Raw genomic sequence first — 19850 nt, forward strand, 5'->3', positions numbered from 1 at the left:
CATGAATGGAGATTTTAAGTTATGAATGTAGAAATTAACGGAAAGTCATTAGAATTAAGTTTTGGTTTTAAATTTTTAAGAGAAATCGATAACCGATTAGGTTTAAAAGTTGAACAAGCTTCTATCGGTCAAGGTGTATCAATGTTGCCTGTAGGTTTAGAAAGTGGAAATCCGGTTGTGATTGGCGAAGTTTTAATCGCAGCTACATCTCACTTAAAAAAACAAGCAATTACTATTAATAACATTGATGAAGCATTAGATGAAATCGCAGAAAATATCGGACTAGAAGAATTCGGTTCGGATATTTTAACGGAGTTGGGAAAGCGACCTATGACCCGAAACCTAGTCGAAGTAGTGGAAGCGGAAGAGAAACCAGCGGAAGCGTAATAACTTACGACAGAATCGTTATAACTTGTATGTCAACACTTGGTATTACAGATTTGAACGTTATTGAGCAAATGACATTAACAGAATATAACTATCGAATGTATGCGAAAGAGTATGAAATGCTAACCCAAGAATTCGAACGTTACAAACTTGCGTTTGCTATTCGTGATGCTGCAGCTACTAAAAATGTTGGGACAGAAAATAAACCTAAAGAGGAATATGTTTTTAACAATGCAAACGACGTATTGCCTTATGAAGAAAATATCCAACGGCTTAACGAAGGTAAAGATATAAGATTTAGCAGCGAACGTGATGAATACGAACCACAAAATAATGAATTCTTTAAAGTTATAGCAGAATTTAATAAGCAATAGAAAGAGAGGTGTTAATGTGACGGAATATAAAATTAAAGCGACTATTGAAGCTAGTGTAGCCAAATTCAAAAGGCAAATTGATAGTGCGGTTAAGTCTGTGCAAAGATTTAAACGAGTAGCAGATCAAACTAAAGATGTTGAATTAAACGCTAACGATAAAAAATTACAAAAAACTATCAAGGTTGCTAAAAAGTCTTTAGATGCCTTTAGCAACAAAAATGTAAAAGCTAAATTAGATGCTAGTATACAAGACTTACAACAAAAGATATTAGAATCAAATTTTGAACTAGACAAACTTAACTCCAAAGAAGCTAGCCCTGAGGTTAAACTACAAAAACAAAAGTTAACTAAAGATATCGCTGAAGCAGAAGTTAAGTTATCCGAACTAGAAAAGAAGCGTATCAGTATTGACGTCAATGCAGATAACAGTAAATTCAATCGAGTGTTAAAAGTATCTAAAGCTAGTCTTGAAGCATTAAATAGGTCTAAAGCCAAAGCTATTATAGACGTGGACAATGGTGTTGCTAACTCTAAAATAAAACGCACTAAAGAAGAGCTTAAAAGTATTCCAAACAAAACTAGATCTCGACTAGATGTAGATACAGGGCTTTCTATACCAACTATTTATGCGTTTAAAAAATCATTAGACGCATTGCCGAACAAAAAAACAACAAAGGTAGATGTCGATACTAATGGTTTAAAGAAAGCTTATGCCTACATAATAAAAGCAAACGACAATTTCCAAAGACAGATGGGGAATTTAGCTAATATGTTCCGTGTGTTCGGTACTGTAGGTTCTAATATGGTTGGTGGATTACTAACTTCATCTTTTAGTATCTTAATACCTGTAATAGCGAGCGTAGTACCTGTAGTATTTGCGCTATTAAACGCTATCAAAGTGTTAACTGGCGGTGTACTTGCTTTAGGTGGTGCGGTAGCAATAGCCGGCGCTGGCTTTGTAGCATTTGGCGCAATGGCTATCAGCGCTATAAAGATGCTTAGTGACGGCACTTTACAAGCTAGCTCAGCAACAAACGAATACAAAAAAGCTTTAGATGGCGTAAAGTCAGCATGGACTGATATTATAAAGCAAAATCAATCCGCTATATTCACAACTCTTGCAAACGGTTTAAATACTGTTAAAACAGCAATGCAGAGCTTACAACCTTTTTTTAGTGGTATTTCAAGAGGAATGGAAGAGGCGTCTCAAAGTGTGTTTAAATGGGCTCAAAATAGCGGTGTAGCATCAAGGTTCTTCAACATGATGAATACAACTGGTGTTTCGGTATTTAACAAGCTATTAAGTGCTGCAGGCGGTTTCGGTGATGGATTAGTCAATGTATTCACACAATTAGCACCACTGTTTCAATGGTCGGCTGATTGGTTGGATAGATTAGGTCAATCTTTCTCTAACTGGGCTAATAGTGCAGCTGGAGAAAATTCGATAACTCGTTTTATTGAATACACAAAAACAAACTTACCTATCATTGGTAATATTTTTAAAAATGTTTTCGTTGGAATTAACAATTTGATGAATGCATTCAGTGGATCATCAACTGGCATTTTCCAATCTCTTGAACAAATGACAGCTAAGTTTAGGGAATGGTCTGAACAAGTAGGACAATCTCAAGGGTTTAAAGACTTTGTCAGTTATATACAAACTAATGGACCACTAATAATGCAATTAATTGGGAACATTGCAAGAGGATTAGTTGCATTCGCAACAGCGATGGCTCCTATAGCTAGTGCAGTATTACGCGTTGCAGTAGCAATAACTGGTTGGATAGCTAACTTGTTTGAGGCGCATCCAGCTACAGCACAATTAGTTGGTGTCATTATAACTTTAGTTGGTGCATTTAGATTTTTAATACCGATTATTCTTGCTGTATCTAACTTTATGGGTGGCGGATTAATAGGTAGAATCATTGCGTTAGTAAGTAAGTTCGGTTTATTAAGAGCGGGATTAACAATTTTAAAAGGTGCGTTCATGTTATTAAAAGGACCATTAAAAATTATATCAGTTATATTCCAATTGTTATTCGGTAAGATTGGATTAATTAGAAATGCTATCACAGGACTAGTAACTGTGTTTGGTATTTTAGGTGGTCCAATAACAATAGTTATCGGTGTAATCGCTGCATTAATAGCTATATTCGTTTTATTGTGGAATAAAAATGAAGGATTCAGAAACTTTATTATAAATGCTTGGAATGCGATAAAAACGTTTATGGTTACAGTTTGGAATGTGTTGAAAACTGTAGCTTCGGTTGTATGGAATGCTATTTTAAAAGCTATCACTACAGCAGTAACTAATGTATACAATTTTATAATGATTGTTTGGAATCAAATAGCCGCTTATTTACAAGGGTTATGGAATGGAATTATCGCTATTGCAACAACGGTATGGAACCTTTTAGTTACAATCATCACAACTGTTTTCACGACGATAATGACAATAGTTATGACGATATGGACAGCTATTTGGACATTCTTAAGTACAATCTGGAACACGATAATTACAATCGCTACTACGATTTGGAATTTGTTAGTCACTGTAATAACTACAGTATTTACCACAATTATGACTATCGCAATGACAATTTGGAACGCTATTTGGACGTTCTTACAAACGTTGTGGAACACTATAGTTACTGTGGCAACTAAGGTTTGGAACGCTATCACTACAACTATATCTACTGCGTTACAAGCGGCATGGAGTTTTATTTCTAATATATGGAATACGATTTGGAGTTTCTTATCTGGTATATTAACGACAATTTGGAATAAAGTTGTAAGCATATTCACACAAGTTGTATCAACTATATCAGACAAAATGTCTCAAGCTTGGAACTTCATCGTGACTAAAGGTATGCAATGGGTATCTACTATAACAAGTACGCTAATTAACTTTGTTAATAGAGTTATTCAAGGATTCGTTAATGTTGTAAACAAAGTTAGTCAAGGTATGACAAATGCAGTAAATAAAATAAAAAGCTTTATAGGAGATTTTGTGTCTGCAGGTGCTGATATGATCCGTGGTTTAATTAGAGGTATTGGACAAATGGCTGGCCAATTAGTAGATGCGGCTAAAAATGTTGCTAAGAAAGCTTTAGATGCAGCTAAAAGTGCTTTGGGTATTCACTCACCTTCACGTGAATTCATGGATGTTGGTGTGTATTCAATGCTAGGTTTCGTTAAAGGTATAGATAATCATTCAAGTAAAGTTATCCGTAATGTTTCTAATGTTGCAGATAAAGTAGTTGATGCATTTCAACCTACATTAAACGCACCTGACATTTCTAGTATTACAGGAAACTTAAGTAATTTAGGTGGAAATATAAATGCGCAAGTACAACACACACATTCTATTGAAACATCACCGAACATGAAAACTGTTAAAGTTGAATTCGATGTCAATAACGATGCGCTTACTAGTATTGTTAACGGCAGAAATGCTAAACGCAATTCTGAGTATTACTTATAAAGGAGGTTACAAATGGACATAGAATTAACAAAAAAAGATGGTACTGTAATCAAATTAAGTGAATACGGGTTTATCGTTAACGATATAGTAATTGATAGCATGCAAATCAACACAAAGTATCAAGACAAAGAAAATATGAACGGTCGTATATTAATGGGGAGCAATTATATCAGTAGAGATATAGTTGTTCCTTGTTTTTGTAAAGTTAAAAATCGTTCAGACATTGCTTATATGCGAGATATGTTGTATAGGTTAACGACAGACATAGAACCTATGTATTTACGAGAAATAAGAAGAAAAGAAGAGTTGAATTACAGGTTTACTCAACCAACTTCTGATGATTACGTGAAATTAGATAAAAACAACTTCCCGGATTATGAATATTCAAGACACGATCAACAAATTTATGTAAATGGTAAACAGTATAAAGTTATTTTTAACGGAGTTATAAACCCTAAACAAAAAGATAATAAAGTTTCTTTTGAACTAAAATTCGAAACTACAGAATTACCATACGGCGAAAGTATTGGAACAAGCCTAGAGTTAGAAGAAAACAAAAAGGTTGGATTGTGGTCGTTTGATTTTAATATTGATTGGCATGCAGGCGGAGACAAAAGAAAGTATACATTTGAAAATTTGAGCAAAGGTACAGTTTACTATCATGGTAGTGCTCCTAACGACCAATTCAACATGTATAAAAAGATAACAATTATTTTAGGCGAAGATACAGAATCGTTTGTATGGAATTTAACGCATGCTGAAATAATGAAAATTGAGGGGATTAAACTAAAAGCTGGAGACAAAATTGTTTATGATAGCTTTCGAGTTTATAAAAACGGTGTCGAAATAAGCACTGAAACGAACATAGCCCAACCAAAATTTAAATACGGAGCTAATAAATTTGAGTTTAATCAAACAGTTCAAAAAGTTCAGTTTGATTTGAAATTTTATTATAAGTAGGTGTCAGAATGACAATAATTGTAAGACCACCTAAAGGTAATGGCGCACCTGTACCAGTAGAAACAACTTTAGTGAAAAAAGTTAATGCTGATGGTGTATTAACTTTTGATATTCTAGAAAATAAATATACTTATGAAGTTATTAACGCTATAGGGAAAAGATGGATTGTTAGTCATGTCGAAGGTGAAAACGACAAGAAAGAATATGTAATAACTGTCATTGATAGGAAATCAGAAGGCGACAGACAACTGGTTGAATGTACTGCTAGAGAGATTCCCATAGACAAGTTAATGATTGATAGAATTTATGTTAATGTAACAGGATCTTTTACAGTAGAAAGATATTTTAACATTGTGTTTCAAGGTACTGGAATGCTTTTTGAAGTCGAGGGCAAAGTTAAATCTTCAAAGTTTGAAAACGGCGGTGAAGGCGACACAAGGTTAGAAATGTTAAAAAAAGGTTTGGAACATTTTGGATTAGAATATAAGATCACATATGACAAAAAGAAAGACAGATATAAGTTTGTATTGACGCCTTTTGCAAATCAAAAAGCGTCTTATTTTATTTCTGACGAAGTCAACGCCAACGCTATAAAACTCGAGGAAGATGCAAGTGATTTCGCCACCTTCATTAGAGGATATGGTAATTATTCAGGAGAAGAAACATTCGAACACGCTGGGCTCGTAATGGAAGCTAGAAGTGCATTAGCTGAAATATACGGCGACATCCACGCAGAACCATTTAAAGATGGTAAAGTGACTGACCAAGAAACTATGGATAAAGAATTACAATCGAGATTGAAAAAGTCGTTAAAACAATCTTTGTCTTTGGACTTTTTGGTGTTAAGAGAATCATATCCAGAAGCAGACCCACAACCCGGAGACATAGTACAAATAAAATCTACCAAACTAGGTTTGAATGATTTAGTCCGTATAGTACAAGTTAAAACGATTAGGGGTATAAACAATGTAATTGTTAAGCAAGATGTAACGCTTGGTGAGTTTAATCGAGAACAACGATATATGAAAAAAGTTAATACTGCAGCTAACTATGTTTCTGGATTAAATGATGTTAACCTTTCTAATCCTAGTAAAGCGGCAGAAAACTTGAAGTCTAAAGTAGCGTCAATAGCTAAATCAACACTCGATTTGATGAGTAGAACTGATTTGATTGAAGATAAACAACAGAAGGTAAGCTCTAAAACTGTGACTACATCTGACGGCACTATCGTTCATGATTTTATAGATAAATCAAACATTAAAGATGTAAAAACAATTGGAACGATTGGCGATTCTGTAGCTAGAGGGTCGCATGCAAAAACTAATTTCACAGAAATGTTAGGCAAGAAATTAAAAGCGAAAACGACCAACCTTGCAAAAGGTGGCGCAACTATGGCAACTGTTACAGATACAAACAACGTTGAAAATAGTATTTATAGACAAGCAGAACAAATTAGAGGCGACCTAATCATATTACAAGGTACAGATGATGACTGGTTACATGGTTATTGGGCAGGTGTACCGATAGGCACTGATAAAACGGATACAAAAACGTTTTACGGTGCCTTTTGTTCTGCAATTGAAGTTATTCGGAAAAATAATCCAACTTCAAAAATACTTGTAATGACAGCTACTAGACAATGTCCTATGAGTGGCACAACGATACGTCGTAAAGATACTGATAAAAACAAATTAGGGTTAACGTTAGAGGATTATGTCAACGCTCAGATATTGGCTTGTAGTGAATTGGATGTACCAGTATATGATGCCTATCATACAGATTATTTTAAGCCATATAATCCAGCGTTCAGAAAATCAAGTATGCCAGACGGATTGCATCCGAACGAGAGGGGTCATGAAGTTATTATGTACGAACTTATTAAAAATTATTACCAGTTTTACGGATAGAAAAGGAGGAAGACATGGATAACAAATTAATTACAGACTTAAGTAGAGTTTTCGATTACAGATATGTAGATGAAAATGAGTATAATTTCAAGCTTATTTCAGACATGCTGACTGATTTTAATTTCTCTCTTGAATATCATAGAAATAAAGAGGTATTTGCACATAATGGAGAGCAAATAAAGTATGAACATTTAAATGTTACAAGTAGCGTCTCTGACTTTTTAACATATTTAAACGGTCGATTTAGCAACATGGTACTAGGTCATAACGGCGACGGTATCAACGAAGTAAAAGACGCGCGCGTTGATAATACAGGTTATGGTCATAAGACATTGCAAGATCGTTTGTATCATGATTATTCAACACTAGATGCTTTCACTAAAAAGGTTGAGAAAGCTGTAGATGAACACTATAAAGAATATCGAGCGACAGAATACCGATTCGAACCAAAAGAGCAAGAACCGGAATTCATCACAGATTTATCGCCATATACTAACGCAGTAATGCAATCATTTTGGGTAGACCCTAGAACGAAAATTATTTATATGACGCAAGCTCGTCCAGGTAATCATTACATGTTATCTAGATTGAAGCCCAACGGACAATTTATTGATAGATTGCTTGTTAAAAACGGCGGTCACGGTACACACAATGCGTATAGATACATTGATGGAGAATTATGGATTTATTCAGCTGTATTGGACAGTAACAAAAACAACAAGTTTGTACGTTTCCAATATAGAACTGGAGAAATAACTTATGGTAATGAAATGCAAGATGTCATGCCGAATATATTTAACGACAGATATACGTCAGCGATTTATAATCCGGTAGAAAATTTAATGATTTTTAGACGTGAATATAAACCCACTGAAAGACAACTTAAGAATTCGTTGAACTTTGTTGAGGTTAGAAGTGCTGACGATATTGATAAAGGTATAGACAAAGTATTGTATCAAATGGATATACCTATGGAATACACTTCAGATACACAACCTATGCAAGGTATCACTTATGATGCAGGTATCTTATATTGGTATACAGGTGATTCGAATACAGCCAACCCTAACTACTTACAAGGTTTCGATATAAAAACAAAAGAATTGTTATTTAAACGACGTATCGATATTGGCGGTGTGAATAATAACTTTAAAGGAGACTTCCAAGAAGCTGAGGGTCTAGATATGTATTACGATCTAGAAACAGGACGCAAAGCGCTTTTAATAGGGGTAACTATTGGACCTGGTAACAACAGACATCACTCAATTTATTCCATCGGCCAAAGAGGTGTTAACCAATTCTTAAAAAACATTGCACCTCAAGTATCGATGACTGATTCAGGCGGACGTGTTAAACCGTTACCAATACAGAACCCAGCATATCTAAGTGATATTACGGAAGTTGGTCATTACTATATCTATACGCAAGACACACAAAATGCGTTAGATTTCCCGTTACCGAAAGCGTTTAGAGATGCAGGTTGGTTCTTTGATGTACTGCCTGGACACTATAATGGTGCTCTAAGACAAGTACTTACCAGAAACAGCACAGGTAGAAATATGCTTAAATTCGAACGTGTCATTGACATTTTCAATAAGAAAAACAACGGAGCATGGAATTTCTGTCCGCAAAACGCCGGTTATTGGGAACATATCCCTAAGAATATTACAAAATTATCAGATTTAAAAATCGTTGGTTTAGATTTCTATATCACTACTGAAGAATCAAAACGATTTACTGATTTTCCTAAAGACTTTAAAGGTATTGCAGGTTGGATATTAGAAGTAAAATCGAATACACCGGGTAACACAACACAAGTATTAAGACGTAATAACTTCCCGTCTGCACATCAATTTTTAGTTAGAAACTTTGGTACTGGTGGCGTTGGTAAATGGAGTTTATTCGAGGGAAAGGTGGTTGAATAATGATAGTAGATAATTTTTCGAAAGACGATAACTTAATCGAGTTACAAACAACATCACAATATAATCCAATTATTGACACAAACATCAGTTTCTATGAATCAGATAGAGGAACTGGTGTTTTAAATTTTGCAGTAACTAAGAATAACAGACCGTTATCTATAAGTTCTGAACATGTTAAGACATCTATCGTGTTAAAAACCGATGATTATAACGTAGATAGAGGCGCTTATATTTCAGACGAATTAACGATAGTAGACGCAATTAATGGGCGTTTGCAGTATGTGATACCGAATGAATTTTTAAAACATTCAGGCAAGGTGCATGCTCAGGCATTCTTTACACAAAACGGGAGTAATAATGTTGTTGTTGAACGTCAATTTAGCTTCAATATTGAAAATGATTTAGTTAGTGGGTTTGATGGTATAACAAAGCTTGTTTATATCAAATCTATTCAAGATACTATCGAAGCTGTCGGTAAAGACTTTAACCAATTAAAGCAAAATATGGCTGATACACAAACGTTAATAGCAAAAGTGAATGATAGTGCGACAAAAGGCATTCAACAAATCGAAATCAAGCAAAACGAAGCTATACAAGCTATTACTGCGACGCAAACTAGTGCAACACAAGCTGTTACAGCTGAAGTCGATAAAATAGTTGAAAAAGAGCAAGCGATTTTTGAACGTGTTAACGAAGTTGAACAACAAATCAATGGCGCTGACCTTGTTAAAGGTAATTCAACAACAAATTGGCAAAAGTCTAAACTTACAGATGATTACGGTAAAGCAATTGAATCGTATGAGCAGTCCATAGATAGCGTTTTAAGCGCAGTTAACACATCTAGGATTATTCATATTACTAATGCAACAGATGCGCCAGAAAAGACGGATATAGGCACGTTAGAGAAGCCTGGACAAGATGGTGTTGATGACGGTTCTTCGTTCGATGAATCAACTTATACATCAAGCAAATCTGGTGTGTTAGTTGTTTATGTTGTTGATAATAATACTGCTCGTGCAACATGGTACCCAGACGATTCAAACGATGAGTACACAAAATACAAAATCTACGGCACATGGTACCCGTTTTATAAAAAGAATGATGGAAACTTAACTAAGCAATTTGTTGAAGAAACGTCTAACAACGCTTTAAATCAAGCTAAGCAGTATGTAGATGATAAATTCGGAACAACGAGCTGGCAACAACATAAGATGACAGAGGCGAATGGTCAATCAATTCAAGTTAACTTAAATAATGCGCAAGGCGATTTGGGATATTTAACTGCTGGTAATTACTATGCAACAAGAGTGCCGGATTTACCAGGTAGCGTTGAAAGTTATGAGGGTTATTTATCGGTATTCGTTAAAGATGATACAAACAAGCTATTTAACTTCACACCTTATAACTCTAAAAAGATTTACACACGATCAATCACAAACGGCAGACTTGAGCAACAGTGGACAGTTCCTAATGAACATAAATCAACGGTATTGTTCGACGGTGGCGCAAATGGTGTAGGTACAACAATCAATCTAACTGAACCGTACACAAACTATTCTATTTTGTTGGTAAGTGGAACTTATCCAGGTGGCGTTATTGAGGGATTCGGACTTACCGCATTACCTAACGCGATTCAATTGAGTAAAGCGAATGTAGTTGACTCAGACGGCAACGGTGGCGGTATTTATGAGTGCTTACTATCCAAAACAAGTAGCACTACTTTAAGAATAGATAACGATGTGTACTTTGATTTAGGTAAAACATCAGGTTCTGGAGCGAATGCCAACAAAGTTACTATAACTAAAATTATGGGGTGGAAATAATGAAAATCACAGTAAACGATAAAAACGAAGTTATCGGATTTGTTAATACTGGCGGTTTACGCAATAGTTTAGATGTAGATGATAACAATGTGCCTATTAAATTTAAAGAAGAGTTCGAACCTAGAAAGTTTGTTTTCACTAACGGCGAAATTAAATACAATAGCAATTTCGAAAAAGAAGACGTACCGAATGCATCAAACCAACAAAGTGCGTCAGATTTAAGTGATGAGGAACTTCGCGGAATGGTTGCGAGTATGCAAATGCAGGTGGCACAAGTAAACGTATTAACAATGGAATTAGCTCAACAAAACGCTATGTTAACACAACAGTTGACTGAACTGAAAACTAACAAAACAAGTACTGAGGGGGACGTTTAAATAATGAAGATGATTTATCCAACTTTTAAAGACATTAAAACTTTTTATGTTTGGGGTTACTATAAAAACGAGCAAATTAAGTGGTACGTAGACAAGGGTTTAATCGATAAAGAAGAATACGCTTTAATCACTGGAGAAAAATATCCAGAAACAAAAGATGAAAAGTCACAGGTGTAATGCTTGTGGCTTTTTAATTTGAATAAAGTGGGTGGCATAATGTTTGGATTTACCAAACGACATGAACAAGATTGGCGTTTAACGCGATTAGAAGAAAATGATAAGACTATGTTTGAAAAATTCGACAGAATAGAAGATAGTCTTAGAGCGCAAGAAAAGATTTATGACAAATTAGATAGAAATTTTGAAGAATTAAAGCGCGACAAGGTAGAAGATGAAAAGAATAAAGAAAAGAATGCCAAGAATATTAGAGACATAAAAATGTGGATTCTAGGTTTGATAGGGACTATCTTCAGTACGATTGTCATAGCTTTACTAAGAACTATTTTTGGTATTTAAAGGAGGTGATTACCATGCTTAAAGGGATTTTAGGATATAGCTTCTGGGCGTGCTTCTGGTTTGGTAAATGTAAATAACAGTTAAGAGTCAGTGCTTCGGCACTGGCTTTTTATTTTGATTGAAATGAGGTGCATACATGGGATTACCTAATCCGAAAAATAGAAAGCCCACAGCTAGTGAAGTGGTTGAATGGGCGTTATATATCGCTAAAAACAAAATAGCTATTGATGTACCTGGTTCTGGAATGGGAGCACAATGCTGGGATTTACCTAATTATTTACTCGATAAATATTGGGGGTTTAGAACATGGGGAAATGCTGATGCTATGGCTCAGAAATCTAATTATAGAGGTAGAGATTTCAAGATAATTAGAAATACAAAAGATTTTGTACCACAACCAGGCGACTGGGGTGTTTGGACTGGTGGTTGGGCAGGACATGTAAACATTGTAGTGGGACCATGCACAAAAGACTATTGGTATGGTGTGGATCAAAACTGGTATACAAATAATGCAACAGGAAGTCCGCCGTATAAAATCAAACACTCTTATCATGATGGACCAGGTGGAGGAGTTAAATATTTTGTTAGACCACCATATCATCCGGAGAAATCTACGCCGGCACCTAAACCCGAAGACGACAGTGATAATAACGAAAAAAATAATAAAAAAGTTCCGATTTGGAAAGATGTAACAACTATAAAGTACACAATTTCTAGTCAAGAAGTTAATTATCCAGAATATATTTATCATTTTATAGTAGAGGGTAATCGACGACTCGAAAAACCTAAAGGAATAATGATTAGAAATGCTCAAACAATGAGTTCAGTAGAAAATTTATATAACAGTAGGAAGAAATACAAACAAGATGTGGAATATCCCCACTTTTATGTAGATAGACATAATATTTGGGCTCCTAGAAGAGCGGTATTTGAGGTTCCTAATGAACCTGATTATATAGTTATAGACGTATGTGAAGATTATAGTGCGAGTAAAAACGAATTTATTTTCAATGAAATTCACGCAATGGTTGTAGCTGTAGATATGATGATCAAATATGAGATACCTCTAAGTATTGAAAATTTAAAAGTAGACGACAGCATTTGGCGTTCTATGTTGGAACATGTTAATTGGAATATGATTGACAACGGTGTTCCCCCTAAAGATAAATACGAAGCATTAGAAAAGGCATTATTTAATATATTTAAAAACAGAGAAAAATTATTAAATTCTATAACTAAACCAACAGTAACAAAATCTAGAATAAAAGTTATGGTAGATAATAAAAACGCTGATATAGCGAATGTAAGAGACTCATCACCAACAGCTAACAATGGCTCGGCATCTAAACAACCGCAGATTATAACTGAAACGAGCCCTTATACATTCAAACAAGCACTGGATAAACAAATGGCAAGAGGTAACCCGAAAAAATCTAATGCTTGGGGCTGGGCTAACGCTACACGAGCTCAAACGGGCTCGGCAATGAATGTTAAACGAATATGGGAAAGTAACACGCAGTGCTACCAAATGCTTAATTTAGGCAAGTATCAAGGTGTTTCAGTTAGTTCACTTAATAAGATACTTAAAGGTAAGGGGACATTGAATAATCAAGGTAAAGCGTTCGCAGAAGCTTGTAAAAAGCACAACATTAATGAAATTTATTTAATCGCGCATGCTTTCTTAGAAAGTGGATATGGAACAAGTAACTTCGCTAACGGAAAAGATGGAGTATACAACTACTTCGGCATTGGCGCTTACGACAACAATCCTAACTACGCAATGACGTTTGCAAGGAATAAAGGTTGGACAACTCCAGCAAAAGCAATCATGGGCGGTGCTAGCTTCGTAAGAAAGGATTACATCAACAAAGGGCAGAATACACTGTACCGAATTAGATGGAATCCTAAAAATCCAGCTACACATCAATATGCTACTGCTATAGAGTGGTGCCAACATCAAGCAAGTACAATCGCTAAGCTATATAAAAAAATCGGCTTAAAAGGTATCTACTTTATAAGAGATAAATATAAATAAAGAGGTGTATAAATGTACAAAATAAAAGATGTTGAAACGAGAATAAAAAATGATGGTGTTGACTTAGGTGACATTGGCTGTCGATTTTACACTGAAGATGAAAATACAGCATCTATAAGAATAGGTATCAATGACAAACAAGGTCGTATCGATCTAAAAGCACATGGCTTAACACCTAGATTGCATTTGTTTATGGAAGATGGCTCTATATTCAAAAATGAGCCCCTTATTATGGACGATGTTGTAAAAGGGTTCATTACCTACAAGATACCTAAAAAGGTTATCAAACACGCTGGTTATGTTCGTTGTAAGCTGTTTTTAGAGAAAGAAGAAGAAAAAATACATGTCGCGAACTTTTCTTTCAATATCGTTGATAGTGGCATTGAATCTGCTGTAGCAAAAGAAATCGATGTTAAATTGGTAGATGATGCTATTACGAGAATTTTAAAAGATAACGCGACAGATTTATTGAGCAAAGACTTTAAAGAGAAAATAGATAAAGATGTCATTTCTTACATCGAAAAGAATGAAAGTAGATTTAAAGGTGCGAAAGGTGATAAAGGCGAACCGGGACAACCTGGAGCAAAAGGTGAAGCAGGTAAAAAAGGAGAACAAGGCGCACCCGGTAAAAACGGTACTGTAGTATCAATCAATCCTGACACTAAAATGTGGCAAATTGATGGTAAAGATACAGATATCAAAGCAGAACCTGAGTTATTGGACAAAATCAATATCGCAAATGTTGAAGGGTTAGAAAATAAATTGCAAGAAGTTGAAAAAATCAAAGATACAACTCTCAACGACTCTAAAACGTATACGGATTCAAAAATTGCTGAACTAGTTGATAGCGCGCCTGAATCTATGAATACATTAAGAGAATTAGCAGAAGCAATACAAAACAACTCTATTTCAGAAAGTGTATTGCAACAGATTGGCTCAAAAGTTAGTACAGAAGATTTTGAGGGATTCAAGCAATCATTAAACAGTTTGTATGCAGATAAAAATCATAGTCATACAATCAAACAGATTGAAGGATTAGAAAATGCTTTATCAAAAAAATCAGACATAAATCACAGTCATGATGAACGTTATCTTTTATCATCAAATGCTTTTACAAAAGAGGAAGCAGATAAACTTTATCAACCTATCGGTTCTTCGCAGCCGTCACTGAATATTTGGACAGGCAGTGAAACAGAATATAATTATTTGTATCAAAAAGACCCTAATACACTTTATTTAATTAAGGGGTGATTTTTATGGAAGGTAATTTTAAAAATGTAAAGAAGCTTATTTACGAAGGCGAAGAATATACAAAAGTATATGCTGGAAATATCCAAATATGGAAAAAGCCTTCATCTTTTGTAATAAAACCCTTACCTAAAAATAAATATCCGGATAGCATAGAAGATTCAACAGCAAAATGGACAATAAACGGAGTTGAACCTAATAAAAGTTATCAGGTGACAATAGAAAATGTACGTAGCGGTATAATGAGGGTTTCGCAAACTAATTTAGGTTCAAGTGATTTAGGAATATCAGGAGTCAATAGCGGAGTTGCAAGTAAAAATATCAACTTTAGTAATCCTTCAGGGATGTTGTATGTCACTATAAGTGATGTTTATTCAGGATCTCCGACATTGACCATTGAATAATTTTAAACGACTAATTTTTTAGTCGTTTTTTATTTTGGATAAAAGGAGCAAACAAATGGATATCGGTACAATCGTAAGAACAATTTTATTAATAGTCGCATGGATCAATCAGTTTTTAGCAATCAAACATATTTCTCCAATCCCAGTTGACGAAGTGTTTATAAGCACAGTCGTTACTGGGATTGTTTCAATTTGGACGTGGTGGAAGAATAACAACTTTACTCACGCATCTAAGAAAGGGCAACAAAAAATTTATGAAGTAAAAGCTGGCATTCAGTCAACTGGTGGCGCACCTAAAGTGAACGGAGATGATAACAATGCCGTCGGTTAGGACATACAGTCAAGCTATTAGTTATCTTAAAAGTTTAGAGGGTAAGGCGTGGAATCCAGACAATGCATTTGGATGTCAATGCTTCGATACTGCTAACCAATATTGGCTTTACTTATTTAATCACAGGTTGAAAGGTGTGGGCGCTGCAGACATTCCAACATGGAATGATTTCACTAACGAGGCAACCGTTTACGAAAATACTGTGTCGTTTCAAGCATTGCCTGGCGATGTCGTTATTTTTAACCGTAATTATGGTGGTGGTTATGGTCATGTAGGTATTGTAATAAGCGCTACGTTAGATTCTATAACTATTTTAGAGCAGAACTGGCTAGGCGGTGCTTACTGGAGTCCACCAGAAGTTACTACAAGACGCACACACGGCTACGACTTCCCTATGTGGTTTATCCGTCCATTCTACGCAAAAGAAACGACCGCTAATAAGCTAAGAAGCGCAGTGAAGCCAGTTAAACAAGATAAGTTATCAAAAGGTAAAAAAATCATGCTTGTGGCTGGTCATGGTATTGGTGCATACTCTAACGACCCAGGTGCCGTTGCGAATGGAGAAAACGAAAGAGATTTTAACCGTAAAAATATTATACCTAGAGTGAAAAAGTATCTTGAGTCAGTAGGCAACACAGTATTGTTATACGGTGGCAACTCGATGAATCAAGATTTATATCAAGATACATTGTACGGTCAACGTGTTGGAAACTATAAAGATTATGGCATGTACTGGATTAAAAGTGAAGTCAAACCGGATGCAATCATAGAGTTTCATTTAGATTCTGCTAGCCCACAAGCAAGTGGCGGGCATGTAATCATTAGCGATCGTTTCCCAGCTGATGACATTGACAAGGCATTAAGTAGTGCATTAGATAAAACAGTGGGTAAAATAAGAGGTGTGACACCTAGAGGGGATTTATTGAACGCTAACGTGTCTGCTGATCTTAATCTTAATTATCGTTTAATCGAATTAGGTTTTATCACATCTACGAAAGATTTAAACTACATTAAAAACAATTTAGACAGCTTCACGAAGCGGATTGCTGAAGCCATTAACGGCAGACAAATTGATGCGCCAAGTAGTAAGCCAAGCGCTGACAAAATAACATGGAATTGGAAAGGCGTATTTTATCCTAATCCAGAAAAAGCTATAAGAGTCAGAAAAACAGCTGGATTAACCGGCACAGTCGTTGAAGAAGATTCATGGCTATACACAAAAGATGATTGGGTAAAATTCGACCAAGTCATTAAAAAAGATGGCTACTGGTGGATTAGATTCAAATATCAACGTGAGGGCTCTAGTACTAACAATTTCTATTGTGCAGTGTGTAGAATTACTGATAAGGAACAAAAGATTAAAAATGAAAAATATTGGGGCACGATTGAGTGGGCTTAATAGGTTGTACCTATAAAAAGAAAAGAGGTAGGTTATTTTCTTCCTACCTCTAAAAATGATTATCTTTCTATTGTTATATGAGTTATATCTTTAGGACTAATCAGTCTATTTTTTACATTAGAATCTTGATCTCCTACCTTGCCATATACTTTTTCATCAGAAGGATCTTTACTATGGATAGTTACTTTATCACCGACTTTAACAATATGCTTTTCTTTTAATTTATCTACTAATTTTTTCCATGCATCATTTGCCTCTATTGTGTTTCCGTTTGGATTAACTCTTGTAATATCGACACGGTTAACGCTATCAGGACTAACGGTGCTGTTATTAGTATTACTAAGATTATCTAAGTTCGCAGTCCCAGAAATTTCGCTCTCTCCACCGTTTTTTAATTTATATTTTACTTTAATCGTTTCTTTGTCTGTTTTATCAATGATATTTGCGTCTTTTAAAGCGTCTCTTACATTTTTCCACAATTCGCTATCTGTTATTTCAGAAGCTTTTGCAACGTTATTAATACCATTATAATTTGAAGAAGAATGAAAACCTGAACCTACTGTTGTTAAAACTAAAGCACTTGCTATCAATGTTTTTGTTAATAGTTTTTTATTCATTTTATTTTCTCCTATAACTTATTTGCAATCGATTACAAAGTAATTTTAGAATTATTATTTATGTAAACCAATTAAATAATTATTAACAAATCCATAAAATTTTATCATTGAAATATAATAATTTTGAGCTAGAAATATTCGTCATTTATGCTATAATCGTTTTAGACACAGCAATGTGTTCAAATTTTCATCTATTCGTAAGTTAGCCTTCGGGCTGACTTTTTATTTCCATTATTCACATGTTAATCTTGTTGTTGTTTAGGCAGGTACTTCGGTACTTGCCTATTTTTTTATGCAAATTTTAAAAAACACTTGACTAATAAACATTTGTTTAGTATAATTATATTTGTAGGTTAGTTGATGACTTACAAATTATGTGTAAGGAGGTGAAAAGCCTCATGCTAGACATAATAAAAACACTTCTAGAACATCAAGTATTGGCAGTACTGATAATTCCAGAAGTGTTAAAACAACTTAGAGAATGGCATCTCGGCTACCTAGACCGAAAGCCAAACAACAAAGATTAACATTATGCTTGGAGCCTGATGGCTCCTCCTTACACTTATATAATATAATATTATTTGGAGGTTTTCAATTATGACAGAACAAATGTATTTAATATTGTTTTTATTAAGCCTACCATTGTTATTATTTATCGGGAGAAAAACACATTTTTATTGTTTAGATAAAAAGAATGGACGTAGATAATATGAGTGATTATAAATTAAAAATAATTGAATTGATCAAAAGTGATATAACAGGTTACCAAATTCACAAACAAACTGGCGTAGCGCAATATGTAATTTCACAATTAAGGCAAGGAAAGCGCGAAGTAGATAACTTAACTTTAAATACAACTGAAAAACTATACAGTTACGCACGACAAGTGTTATAATATAAATGTGAAATGGTCATTCTTGAAATGACTCGGTCGCTACTGGCACAGACCGTTTAAAGTGTCACCACAACATGAACTGAGAATTCATATGACGTTGCTGACGAGCGACAAAGCTCTGTGTTCCTGGATGGGAGTAAGTTTGTGTGGTGGTGCATAACAAGTCGCTGAAATATTTGCGACATAATAAAGCATATTATCGGTTTTATTAAGTGCTAAAGGCACATCTTAACCACCCATACTAGTTACTGGGTGGTTGTTTTTTATGTTATATTATAAATGATCAAACCACACCACCTATTAATTTAGGAGTGTGGTTATTTTAATATATGAAGCTAAAATAACTACAAATGATACCATTTTTGATACCAAAAAATAATAACCTCAAAATATCGAGAGAAATAACTTCATTTTAAATCGCATTAAATCAATGTTTCTATAAAAATAAGTCCTTAAAAATTAGTTTTTTCAATCGAAATGGAAGGTAGTATTGGATAGCTTTAAACCGCGTTGTTAAGCCATTCTTGACTTCCGAAAATGGCTATTGATACCATTTTGATACTGAATATAACAAAAAGCCACATTACTGTGGCTTTTTTTGTTTTATAACTAAATCGGATTGATAGATAAGCTTTGTACTTATTTATATCAGTTCGATTTTTTGATTGGTGTAAAAAATAATCATTGATGGTGGATAAAGCGACAACACAAATACAACATGATTGTGGCATTAGAGTGCTGGTCTTTATTAAATTAATTGAAAGCTACATCAAATATTCTTTAGATAATTCGATATTAGTTCGATTAAGATTCGTTGTATAAGTGAGTTAAAATAAGAAAACTATTAATAATATTAAGTTCACTACAGATGTTGCTAATGGACCATAAGTTTTAAAGACATCTTCACTTTTATAACCAACAATCGCATCTAAAAATTGAACTAAGATCATTGCAATGGATATAGTTATCAAAAATATAGCACTATGAATGACTAAAGAAAAAATAGCTAATAAAAATAAAGGTAAGCTTCGACTAAGTGCATAATATGCATTTATATTATGGCTAGATGCACATGCTTGAATTGAATAACCTAAACTTACACTGGCACTGATTATTGTAAATATTGCTAAAACAAAATACATGTTAATCCTTCTTTCTATATTTGGAT

The 19850-nt window shown here is 34.5% G+C and carries 21 protein-coding genes; 19 read left to right on the top strand and 2 right to left on the bottom strand.

All coding sequences use genetic code 11. The features are described from left to right. Positions 1 to 21: 21 nt before the first annotated feature. The 15 genes from AA076_RS04385 to AA076_RS04455 all read left to right on the top strand — a co-directional run bounded on the left by AA076_RS04385 (position 22) and on the right by AA076_RS04455 (position 17170). Positions 22 to 387 (top strand): tail assembly chaperone, encoded by a 366-nt coding sequence (locus AA076_RS04385; RefSeq protein ID WP_001100161.1) that lies wholly within the window; start codon positions 22 to 24, stop codon positions 385 to 387. 29 nt (positions 388 to 416) lie between these two features. Continuing rightward, positions 417 to 761 carry a hypothetical protein gene (locus AA076_RS04390; RefSeq protein ID WP_000105584.1) on the top strand — a complete coding sequence of 115 codons (345 nt, stop codon included), beginning with the start codon at positions 417 to 419 and terminating at the stop codon, positions 759 to 761. A gap of 16 nt (positions 762 to 777) precedes the next feature. Further along, a complete protein-coding gene (locus AA076_RS04395; RefSeq protein ID WP_000141480.1) occupies positions 778 to 4245 on the top strand; it encodes a hypothetical protein in 3468 nt (1155 codons plus the stop codon). Positions 4246 to 4257: 12 nt separating this feature from the next. Next, the gene (locus AA076_RS04400) at positions 4258 to 5205 is read left to right on the top strand and encodes a phage tail family protein (RefSeq protein ID WP_000350675.1); all 948 of its coding nucleotides are present in this window, start codon (positions 4258 to 4260) and stop codon (positions 5203 to 5205) included. An 8-nt stretch (positions 5206 to 5213) separates the two neighbouring features. Continuing rightward, positions 5214 to 7112 (top strand): SGNH/GDSL hydrolase family protein, encoded by a 1899-nt coding sequence (locus AA076_RS04405; protein WP_000152718.1) that lies wholly within the window; start codon positions 5214 to 5216, stop codon positions 7110 to 7112. Positions 7113 to 7126: 14 nt separating this feature from the next. Next, positions 7127 to 9037 carry a phage baseplate protein gene (locus AA076_RS04410; protein WP_001836235.1) on the top strand — a complete coding sequence of 637 codons (1911 nt, stop codon included), beginning with the start codon at positions 7127 to 7129 and terminating at the stop codon, positions 9035 to 9037. After that, the gene (locus AA076_RS04415) at positions 9037 to 10860 is read left to right on the top strand and encodes a phage baseplate upper protein (protein ID WP_000634521.1); all 1824 of its coding nucleotides are present in this window, start codon (positions 9037 to 9039) and stop codon (positions 10858 to 10860) included. The genes AA076_RS04410 and AA076_RS04415 overlap by 1 nt, the downstream gene beginning before the upstream one ends. Further along, positions 10860 to 11237: a DUF2977 domain-containing protein gene (locus AA076_RS04420; protein ID WP_000705896.1), complete on the top strand. Its 378-nt coding sequence runs from the start codon at positions 10860 to 10862 to the stop codon at positions 11235 to 11237. The genes AA076_RS04415 and AA076_RS04420 overlap by 1 nt, the downstream gene beginning before the upstream one ends. 3 nt (positions 11238 to 11240) lie before the next feature. Beyond that, positions 11241 to 11414, top strand: a complete 174-nt coding sequence (locus AA076_RS14655) for an XkdX family protein (RefSeq protein ID WP_000782200.1) — start codon at positions 11241 to 11243, stop codon at positions 11412 to 11414. Between the two features lie 39 nt (positions 11415 to 11453). Next, the gene (locus AA076_RS04430) at positions 11454 to 11753 is read left to right on the top strand and encodes a DUF2951 domain-containing protein (RefSeq protein WP_000466777.1); all 300 of its coding nucleotides are present in this window, start codon (positions 11454 to 11456) and stop codon (positions 11751 to 11753) included. 136 nt (positions 11754 to 11889) lie between these two features. Further along, the gene (locus AA076_RS04435) at positions 11890 to 13788 is read left to right on the top strand and encodes an N-acetylglucosaminidase (RefSeq protein WP_001836236.1); all 1899 of its coding nucleotides are present in this window, start codon (positions 11890 to 11892) and stop codon (positions 13786 to 13788) included. A 12-nt stretch (positions 13789 to 13800) separates the two neighbouring features. After that, a complete protein-coding gene (locus AA076_RS04440; protein WP_000276662.1) occupies positions 13801 to 15039 on the top strand; it encodes a BppU family phage baseplate upper protein in 1239 nt (412 codons plus the stop codon). A 5-nt stretch (positions 15040 to 15044) separates the two neighbouring features. Beyond that, on the top strand, positions 15045 to 15440 hold the full coding sequence (locus AA076_RS04445) for a hypothetical protein (RefSeq protein ID WP_000398872.1): 396 nt from the start codon (positions 15045 to 15047) through the stop codon (positions 15438 to 15440). Between the two features lie 55 nt (positions 15441 to 15495). After that, on the top strand, positions 15496 to 15771 hold the full coding sequence (locus tag AA076_RS04450) for a phage holin (protein ID WP_000351119.1): 276 nt from the start codon (positions 15496 to 15498) through the stop codon (positions 15769 to 15771). Continuing rightward, positions 15758 to 17170 carry an N-acetylmuramoyl-L-alanine amidase gene (locus tag AA076_RS04455; protein WP_001141517.1) on the top strand — a complete coding sequence of 471 codons (1413 nt, stop codon included), beginning with the start codon at positions 15758 to 15760 and terminating at the stop codon, positions 17168 to 17170. The genes AA076_RS04450 and AA076_RS04455 overlap by 14 nt, the downstream gene beginning before the upstream one ends. Positions 17171 to 17229: 59 nt before the next feature. On the opposite strand, the gene AA076_RS04460 is transcribed toward AA076_RS04455, so the two are convergent. Further along, on the bottom strand, positions 17230 to 17787 hold the full coding sequence (locus AA076_RS04460) for a DUF4888 domain-containing protein (RefSeq protein WP_001035620.1): 558 nt from the start codon (positions 17785 to 17787) through the stop codon (positions 17230 to 17232). 374 nt (positions 17788 to 18161) lie between these two features. Here AA076_RS04460 and AA076_RS14660 point away from each other — a divergent pair, with 374 nt between their 5' ends. The 4 genes from AA076_RS14660 (at position 18162) to AA076_RS14675 (ending at position 19504) form a co-directional block, all read left to right on the top strand. Next, complete coding sequence (locus AA076_RS14660; protein ID WP_001788502.1) at positions 18162 to 18314, top strand: hypothetical protein; 153 nt, start codon at positions 18162 to 18164, stop codon at positions 18312 to 18314. 70 nt (positions 18315 to 18384) lie between these two features. Continuing rightward, positions 18385 to 18495 carry a hypothetical protein gene (locus AA076_RS14665; RefSeq protein WP_000139423.1) on the top strand — a complete coding sequence of 37 codons (111 nt, stop codon included), beginning with the start codon at positions 18385 to 18387 and terminating at the stop codon, positions 18493 to 18495. A 1-nt stretch (position 18496) separates the two neighbouring features. Continuing rightward, positions 18497 to 18682, top strand: coding sequence for a hypothetical protein (locus AA076_RS04475; RefSeq protein WP_001286805.1), 186 nt, complete (start codon positions 18497 to 18499; stop codon positions 18680 to 18682). Between the two features lie 684 nt (positions 18683 to 19366). Beyond that, positions 19367 to 19504, top strand: coding sequence for a chorismate mutase (locus tag AA076_RS14675; protein ID WP_001790198.1), 138 nt, complete (start codon positions 19367 to 19369; stop codon positions 19502 to 19504). Positions 19505 to 19509: 5 nt separating this feature from the next. On the opposite strand, the gene AA076_RS04485 is transcribed toward AA076_RS14675, so the two are convergent. Beyond that, positions 19510 to 19824, bottom strand: a complete 315-nt coding sequence (locus tag AA076_RS04485) for a hypothetical protein (RefSeq protein ID WP_000274029.1) — start codon at positions 19822 to 19824, stop codon at positions 19510 to 19512. Positions 19825 to 19850 lie beyond the last annotated feature (26 nt).

Origin of the sequence: Staphylococcus aureus, assembly GCF_001027105.1 — a bacterium.
Classification (GTDB): Bacteria; Bacillota; Bacilli; order Staphylococcales; family Staphylococcaceae; genus Staphylococcus; species Staphylococcus aureus.